The 8,360-nt window shown below is 53.6% G+C and carries 8 protein-coding genes, 1 pseudogene and 1 other annotated feature; of the genes and pseudogenes, 3 read left to right on the forward strand and 6 right to left on the reverse strand.

Annotated features, from left to right (window positions below; genetic code table 11):
- The 4 genes and pseudogenes from P378_RS16910 to P378_RS16925 form a co-directional block, all read right to left on the reverse strand.
- Positions 1 to 698, reverse strand: a 698-nt coding sequence (locus tag P378_RS16910) for a bifunctional folylpolyglutamate synthase/dihydrofolate synthase (RefSeq protein WP_274378760.1), incomplete at its 3' end; no start/stop codon positions are given.
- Positions 699 to 896: 198 nt separating this feature from the next.
- Positions 897 to 1,127: a type II toxin-antitoxin system HicB family antitoxin gene (locus P378_RS16915; protein WP_099082023.1), complete on the reverse strand. Its 231-nt coding sequence runs from the start codon at positions 1,125 to 1,127 to the stop codon at positions 897 to 899.
- Positions 1,128 to 1,262: 135 nt separating this feature from the next.
- A pseudogene (locus P378_RS16920) lies at positions 1,263 to 3,901 on the reverse strand (valine--tRNA ligase).
- A gap of 197 nt (positions 3,902 to 4,098) precedes the next feature.
- Positions 4,099 to 4,333, reverse strand: a binding site (T-box leader).
- Between the two features lie 44 nt (positions 4,334 to 4,377).
- The gene (locus P378_RS16925) at positions 4,378 to 4,836 is read right to left on the reverse strand and encodes a TIGR04086 family membrane protein (protein WP_099084045.1); all 459 of its coding nucleotides are present in this window, start codon (positions 4,834 to 4,836) and stop codon (positions 4,378 to 4,380) included.
- A gap of 147 nt (positions 4,837 to 4,983) precedes the next feature.
- Here P378_RS16925 and P378_RS16930 point away from each other — a divergent pair, with 147 nt between their 5' ends.
- From P378_RS16930 to P378_RS22405, 3 genes are all read left to right on the forward strand, one after another.
- A complete protein-coding gene (locus P378_RS16930) occupies positions 4,984 to 6,078 on the forward strand; it encodes an ABC transporter substrate-binding protein (protein WP_099083949.1) in 1,095 nt (364 codons plus the stop codon).
- 114 nt (positions 6,079 to 6,192) lie between these two features.
- On the forward strand, positions 6,193 to 6,762 hold the full coding sequence (locus P378_RS22400) for an NAD(P)-binding protein (RefSeq protein ID WP_238473375.1): 570 nt from the start codon (positions 6,193 to 6,195) through the stop codon (positions 6,760 to 6,762).
- Positions 6,720 to 7,301, forward strand: a complete 582-nt coding sequence (locus P378_RS22405) for a hypothetical protein (RefSeq protein WP_238473376.1) — start codon at positions 6,720 to 6,722, stop codon at positions 7,299 to 7,301. The genes P378_RS22400 and P378_RS22405 overlap by 43 nt, the downstream gene beginning before the upstream one ends.
- 76 nt (positions 7,302 to 7,377) lie before the next feature.
- Here P378_RS22405 and yihA read toward each other — a convergent pair whose 3' ends face one another.
- Together yihA and P378_RS16945 are read right to left on the reverse strand one after the other, a co-directional pair.
- Positions 7,378 to 7,974, reverse strand: a complete 597-nt coding sequence (gene yihA, locus P378_RS16940) for a ribosome biogenesis GTP-binding protein YihA/YsxC (RefSeq protein WP_099084046.1) — start codon at positions 7,972 to 7,974, stop codon at positions 7,378 to 7,380.
- On the reverse strand, positions 7,971 to 8,360 hold a 390-nt coding region (locus tag P378_RS16945; RefSeq protein ID WP_338013952.1), incomplete at its 5' end, for a S16 family serine protease. The genes yihA and P378_RS16945, both read right to left, overlap by 4 nt.

Below are 8,360 nucleotides of genomic sequence, written 5' to 3' on the forward strand. Positions count from 1 at the left end.
CTCTCCTGCCGCAGGGGAGACCATGTCACGTCTTTGCCCATCCGGATCAGCCTGCTGTAATTGGCCTCTGCCGCCTGCTGAATCACTTCAAGGGCTATCCCTTCAGCCGCGGTCACCACCGGTACGCCTTTTTTGATGATACCGGCCTTTACCCGGGCAATTTCCCCAACACTGCTGCCCAGGTAGTCCATGTGATCCAGGGATACATTGGTGATGACTGAAACCAGCGGGGTCACCACGTTGGTTGAGTCAATGGTCCCCCCTAACCCCACTTCCAGAGCCACGTAGTCCGTTTCTTCCAGGGCAAAGTACAACAGGGCCAGGGCGGTGCTTACTTCAAATTCGGTGGGGTGCTCGAAGCCCTCCGTCACCATGTTGTCCAGGTGCGGCCGGATATCATTGATGAGTTGAGCCAACCTTGCCTCGGCAATAGGCTCACCGTTGATAAGGAACCGCTCGGTGTAGCTGTGCAGGTGCGGGGAGGTGAACATGCCGGTTTTATAGCCTGCCGCTCTGAGGATACTGGCAATCATGGCGGTGGTGGAGCCTTTGCCGTTGGTGCCGCCGATGTGGATGATGTTCAGTCTGTGGTGGGGATTGCCCAGCCTTTGCAGCAGCTCTTGGATGCGGCTCAGGCCCAGATTGATGCCGAACTTGGTTAGGCTTTTGAGATATTTAATCGCTTGCTCGTAGGTCACGGAGATGAGTCCTTTCTTGGTTCGATATGGTCGGCTTAAAATGAAGGTTGTATCCTGGCACGGCCTACCCACGGGGCAGACCGGCTTTTCCAAAAGCGGAGCGGGCTTTGAGAAGTGAGATGTGAGAAGTTAGACGGGCTGCCCTTTAGGTAACACCTAGATATGGAGCAAGTACAACCTCATATCCGAAACAAGAACCTAATGCCCGTCATTCTCGATCAAGAAAAACTTAATGGCTTCCTTAAAATTCTCCACTGCCTCTTCCATCGTTACTCCCCGGGAAGCGCAGCCCGGCACGTCCGGGGTTACTGCATAGAAACCGCCGTCATCCGGATCCTCGTGCACCTGTACCCGAATCCGCACCTTGATCTCGCCTTCCAGTCCACCCTTGGGCAGGGGGGACAGGATTTCCTCAAATTGAAGTGCCATACGAATCACACTCCCTAATTTAGACTTACATGTATTCTTTTGGGTCCTGTATGCCTCATACAAGACCCCTAGGCATTACCCGTCAGTCTAACAACTGGACCCCATAGAAATACCTTTCAGGCTAAGAAATACCCACTAGCTCAACATCGCCAACCGATCCTTCAGAGCATTGGCCTTCATGGACAGCTCCTCTTCCTTGGTCTTTTCCTTTTCAATGACGTCCGCCGGGGCTTTGGCCAGGAAGCCCTGGTTGTTCAGCTTGCCCTGGACCCGGGCCAGGTCGGTCTGGACGGCTTTCAGTTCTTTGTTTAAGCGGGCAATTTCCTTGTCCAGATCAATAAGCCCCTTCAGCGGCACGAAGATCTCCACCCCACGGGTAACGGCGCTGGCGGATTGGTCGGGTTTCTGCTGCAGTTCGGCCAGCACTTTGACTTCGGTGTTGGCCAGTCCCTGGACATAGGCGGTGTTTCTTTCCAGAATGCCGCGGAACCCTGCATCACCGGACACCAGAATGGTCTCTGCCTTCTTGCCGGGGGGAACGTTCATCTCACCCCGGATACGGCGGATGGCGGTGATCACTTCAATCAGTACCGCCACTTCCGACTCGGCGACCTCATCCTTCAGGCTTTCCTCTGCGGTGGGCCAGCTGGCCAGCATGATGGATGCTCCCCGGTGGGGCAGCTTCTGCCAGATTTCCTCTGTGATGAAGGGCATGAAGGGATGCAGCAGTTCCAGGGTCTTCCTTAATACCTGCACCAGCACCTGCTGGGCTGTCACCCTGTCCTCCGGTGTGGTTTTGCCGAACAGGCGGGGTTTGGCCAGTTCGATGTACCAGTCGCAGAATTCGCTCCAAATGAATTCATACAGCACACGGGCCGCTTCGCCCAGTTCGTAACGTTCCAGGTAATCTGTTACCTGGGAAACAGCCCCCTGCAGGCGGCTTAAAATCCAGCGGTCCGCCAGGCTATAGGGGCCGCCCTGGGCGGCGGGGTTATAGTCCCCCAGATTCATCATGACGAAGCGGGAAGCGTTCCATAACTTGTTGGCAAAGTTGCGGGCGCCGTCCAGCCGTTCAAAATGGAAGCGTAAATCGTTGCCGGGGGTGTTGCCGGTAATCAGCATAAATCGCAGGGAGTCCGCCCCGTGGCTTTCGATAACATCCAGGGGGTCCACCCCGTTGCCCAGGGACTTGCTCATCTTGCGTCCCAGGGAGTCCAGCACCAGGCCGTGGATAAAGACTTCCTTAAAGGGTTCCTGGTTCATAAACCGCAGCCCGGAGAAAATCATGCGGGCCACCCAGAAGAAAATAATGTCGCGGCCGGTAACCAGCACCGAGGTGGGGTAAAAATGTTCCAGCTCGGGGGTCTTGTCAGGCCAGCCCAGGGTGGAAAAGGGCCACAGGGCCGAGGAGAACCAGGTGTCCAGCACATCGGGTCCTGCTCCATTGCACCGCCGCACTTGCCGCAGCCGCTTACCGGTGTAACGGAGGCCACTGTTTCGTCGCAGTCCCGGCAGTAGTAAACGGGTATGCGGTGACCCCACCAGAGCTGGCGGGAAATGCACCAGTCACGGATGTTTTCCATCCAGTTTAAGTAAATCTTGGTGAAACGCTCGGGAATAAAGGTAATGCGCCCGTCTTTGGCGGCCTCAATGGCTGGCTCGGCCAGGGGCTTCATCCTGACAAACCACTGTTTGGACAGCATGGGTTCGATGGCGGTGCTGCAGCGGTAGCAGTGGCCCACGGCGTGGCTCATGTCTTCCACTTTCACCAGGGCGCCCATGGCTTCCAGGTCGCGGACGATTTGCTTGCGGCATTCCCAGCGGTCCAAGCCCTGGTATTTACCGGCATTTTCATTCATTTTGCCGTACTTGTCAATGACCACCACCTCGGGCAAGCTGTGCCGGCGGCCGATTTCAAAGTCGTTGGGGTCATGGGCCGGGGTCATCTTCACGGCGCCGGTGCCAAAGGTGGGGTCACAGTAGGCATCGGCAATGACCGGCAGCTCCCGTCCCACAATGGGCAGCACCAGGGTTTTGCCCACCAGGTGCAGGTAACGGTCATCCTCGGGGTTAACGGCCACCGCCACGTCCCCCAGCATGGTTTCCGGGCGGGTGGTGGCGATCATGATAAACTCTTCGGGGTTGTCCTTGGCGGGGTACTTGATGTAATAAAGCTGGCCGGGCTTGTCCAGGTGCTCCACTTCGATGTCGGAAATGGTGGTCTGGCAGTGGGGGCACCAGTTGGTAATATAGTAATCCCGGTAAATCAAGCCCTGGTCGTAGAGCCGGACGAACACTTCCAGCACTGCCTTGGAGCAGCCTTCATCCATGGTAAAGCGCTCCCGGTCCCAGTCGCAGGAGGCGCCCAGGTGACGGAGCTGGGTGGTAATACGGCTGCCGTACTGCTCCTTCCACTGCCAAACCCGCTCCAGGAATTTCTCCCGGCCCAAGTCGTATTTCGATAGGCCTTCCTTGGCCAGCTGTTCTTCTACTTTGGCCTGGGTGGCGATCCCCGCGTGGTCGGTGCCGGGGACCCACAGGGCGTTGTAGCCCTGCATGCGGCGCCAGCGGGTCAGGATGTCCTGCAGGGTGTTGTCCAGGGCATGGCCCATGTGCAGCTGGCCGGTGACGTTCGGCGGCGGCATCACGATGCAGAAGGGCGTCTTATCCTTCTCCACCTCCGCGTGGAAGTATTTGCTGCTTTCCCAATGACGGTACCACTTGCCTTCCACCTCCCTGGGATTATACACGGTTGGAATGTTGTTTTCGGTCACGTTGAATCACTTCTCCTTAATTGGCCTTTGGCTGTTGGCTATTTTTGTTTTTACTCTTTGTTTTTACTCATTGGTTTTTCTCTTAATTTTTGTTTTAGGTATTCTTTTGTTTGTTTTTATTAATAAAAGCTGATTATAAGGCTTGTAGCCAATGGCTAATGGCTACCGGCCAATGGCCATAAAAAGCTCCCGTCCAAATCAAGGACGGAAGCTGTTTTCCGCGGTACCACCTTGTTTCCACCCATAACAAAAATAAGCATCCATTGGGCAGCAACTCGTTGGGCTGTAACGGGCCTGCCCGTCCAGGCCTACTGGTGGTTCAGCCTGGCTTCTCCGGGGCGACATCCTGGGGCTTTGGACAGAAGACCTTGCAGCCAAGGGCCTTCCTCTCTGAGACCAATGAATCCCGGAACTCCCCTTCATCGACTTTGCCTACCCAATAGTTTAATTATTTTTACAGCCTGTGTCAACAAAACCTACTTGCAGGATCCCAGATATCTTCTGCTAACAGTACGTTTTCTCACCGCGGCCAGGTTAACCCCGACAATGCCGCCCACCGTCCCCAGCACGGCCATGGCCAGGGTCATTAATACAGGGTCAACAACCGGCAGCCCCAGCAAGGCCCCCGCCACCACCACAAACAGCATGCCGTAAACCAAACCGGTCATGCCCCCGTGCTGCCAGCCCCGGATGCCTGCCGCAGCGCCGGCTCCCACTCCTCCGACGACCGCCGAAACCAGGATGGTAAGCAGGATGGCCTGAGAAAAATTATACACCGGAAGGTTGGTGACGGTGACCACGAACCCCATCATTAAAAATACTGCCAGGGTCACGCTTAAGGCCCGTACCAGACCAGCTCCCACGGCCCCCTTTTTGAAAGGCCTGTCCCCTTTTACATCATGTTTTTGCCACTGCACAAAGGTTAGTTTGCCCATGCTTGCCGAACCTCCTTGAAAAAATTCTCTTACATATGTATGCCGTATTCCCAAAATTATGCTCCCTAAACCAAATTATGGTTATTAATTTTTACGACCTAAATAAACATAGTAGTGGATTGGTTTGGTTGAAGGGAGTTGATTTTTTTGAGAAAAAGGTGGAAATGGCTTTTGCTCATACTGCTGGCAGTTATGGCAGCGGGCTTGGGAACACACGGGGTCAAGACCTATTTCTTGTACAGTAAGGAACCGGAAAAACCGGACACAATGAGGGTGGTGGAAACAGAACGTTCCTTACTGGCACTGCCCCATTATATTGCCCTGGCCCAGGGTTTTTACCAGGAGCAAAAACTACAGGTGGAGTCCTTTGTGTCTAAGGAAGCGGTACAGGAAGAGGTAATGCTGACGGGCGAGGGGGATGTATTGTTGGGTAACCTCAGCCAGGCGTTATTCACCCGTCCCCTGGGGACCGGGGCAGACCTGGTGGCTTTTGCGGGTTTAGCCCGCAAAGAAGGCTCCTTTTTGTTGGGGCGTGAGGATACCCAGGCATTCTCCTGGGAGCAGGTGAAAAAGAGAAGCATCATTGGTGATGCGCCGGACACCCAATCCAACATTGTTTTAGAGGAAGCTCTAAAACAAAACAAGTTGGCCCTGCAGCATCAAGTGATTATCATACAAAACCTGCCGCCAAATTTAAAGGAGGGCGCTTTTCAGGCCGGTGTAGGTCATTTTGTTCAGATGTCCGAACCGATGGCCACAATGACCGAGCAAAGCGGGGTTGGTAAAACCGCCGTCTTTCTGGGGTCAGCCGTGGGTCCCGTGCCTTCTTTGGCTTTTTTGGCACCGGAATCTTACCTAAAGGAGTACAGCAGGGAATGCCAGAAGCTGGTCAACGGCCTGTGCAAGGGAATGCTCTGGCTGGATTATCATAGCCCGGCGGAAGCAGCCAGAGTGATTGCCCCGTACTTCCCCGACCTGGACCGGCAGACGCTCACTAAAATCATCGAGCGCTATAAAAAGTTGGGCCTCTGGGACAAAAACTCGGTCATCGGGGAAGAGGATTATGAAAATCTGCAGAGTTACGTAAAAAGGGCCGGCGAACTGACCAACCCGGTGGAATATAAAGACGGGGTTTATGCCAAGTTTGCCAGGAAAGCTGTCCGTTCGGTGGAATACATCCCTCCGGAAAAGCAAAAGGAAAAAACCTGGTGGGAAAAAGTTAAGACCCTGGATTTTAAATAGTCTCCTTGCTGGGATATGACCTGCATAAAAAGTTCCCAATAAAAGTTCATAAGTAATAACCAGAAAATTACCGGGCACACTAAAATGGAACCTGTCTCTGCAGGAGGTGCTACCTTGCGGGTTGCAATTATCGGCGCCGGTGTGTCTGGGTTGGCCTGTGCCCATGAACTGGAACGGTTTAATATATACCCCGATATCTTTGAAGAGCGCTCCCGTCCCGGAGAGCTGTTTCCCCATGTGGCGGGCATCCTGCAATTGATGAACCGTCCGGTGCATGATCAGTTGCAGTGGTTAAAAAAGCAATATCACTTGGAAATCCATCCCATTGCCACCTGGAAGAAACTGACCATGAATTCCCCCCATGTCAAAAGAGTGGTCAAGTCCGGCAATTTTGGTTATTTTCTGGAACGGGGACAGGGTCCGCGCTCTCTGGAAACTCAACTTGCAAACAGTCTTAAAAGCCGGGTCAATTATAACTGCCGGGGCAATTACTCTGAGCTGGCCAGGGAATATGACTATGTGGTGGTGGCCACCGGCAATCGGCAGGTTGCCGCAACCCTCGGTATTTGGAAAGATATCTTTAGCACCATGGTTCGGGGGGCTGTTGTTCAGGGTAAGTTTGACCCGGAAGAACTGATTATGTGGGTGAATACCGATTATGCCTGGGGGCCTATGCTTATTTAACCGCCTTTAGCCCCACCCGGGCCAGCCTGGTGTTGATCCACGCCAATGCCAAACCTGAGGAAACGGAGAGGCGCTGGGTTACTTTTTTAAAGCAGGAGAAACTTGATTATCACATCGAAGAAAACTTTTTGCTGGAGCACATTTCAGGTACCGCTTACCCGCACCATGTAGGAAACATTCTTTTGGTTGGGGCTGCTGGTGGTTTTATGGAGTCTTTTTTAGGCTTTGGCACGGTATCCTCCCTACGCAGCGGTGTCCTGGCGGCCCGGGCCATTAAGGGAAACCGGTGCTTTACAAAACTGGCCGATAAGTTGGACCAGGAAATGAGAAGGTCTGTTCGTTTGCGGGAAATTATCAATACAATGGAAAATAAAGATTATGACCGGTTGGTGGCAACCGCCACTTTTCCTATTATTAAACAGTTATTCTATAACACAAATTTCCCTGTACTAAAATACGCCGGTGATATTTTAGAACTGGTGCGAGCTTCCGTGAACTGGGAGAAAAAAAGCATCTTACCCGCCAAACGTTCCAAATAGGGGGTCAGACCCTCGTAAAAAATGTCGAAGAAAACCGCTGGCGTTTGACCAGCGGTTACTCTTTTTCTACTGACCTTTAACTGTCCGTGTTATGTATCCAATTTTTTATAACTCCCAGCAGTTCATCCCTGCCCCGCCCGGTTTCGGAGGAAAATGGGATCAGCCGGTGCTCCGGGGATAAGGGAAGGGTTTTCTTGATAACTCCCTGCTGCTTGGCCCACTGGTTGTTGGACAGTTTGTCAATTTTGGTGGCTGCCACCACTGTCGGTACCCCGTAATGCAGCAACCACTGGTACATCTGTTTATCCTGGGAAGTGGGGGTATGACGGCAGTCCAAAAGCAGGAACACGCCTTTAAGTGTCTCCCTGTTCTTCAAGTACCCCTCAATCATTTTTCCCCACTTGGCCCGCACTTCCTCGGGCACCTTGGCAAAGCCGTAGCCAGGCAGGTCCACCAGCAGGAATTTGTCATTGATCGTGAAAAAGTTGATCAATTGTGTCCTGCCGGGGGTTTTGCTGGTCCGGGCCAATCCCTTGCGGTTGACCAGCCGGTTGATCAGAGACGACTTGCCTACATTGGAGCGGCCCACGAAGGCCACTTCGGGTAAATTCCCCGGGGGATAACCCCCGGGGTTGACTGCACTGGTTAAAAACTCAGCGGATACAATTTTCACGACGGTAACTGGGTTCCTCCTTGCTGGTGAACCACCGGGGTAAAGTGCGGGTTATCAATGGCCGCTGCTGCTTCAGGTTCTACCACAAAGGTCTCCACCGCTTCCTCTTCCAGCAGAGCAATTTCCAGCACTTGATCCAGGTGCTCGACCAGTTTAAATTCCAGCTGCTTTTTGATGTTGACCGGAATGTCTTCCAGGTCCTTTTTATTATCCCTGGGCAGTATAATCACTTTGCTGCCGGCTCTGTGAGCTGCCATCACTTTTTCTTTAATGCCGCCCACCGGCAGCACCCGCCCCCGCAGGGTGATTTCCCCGGTCATGGCCACATCGTGCCGCACCTTACGACCGGTGAGTACCGAGGCCATGGCAGTGGCCATGGTAATGCC

The organism is Desulforamulus profundi (assembly GCF_002607855.1).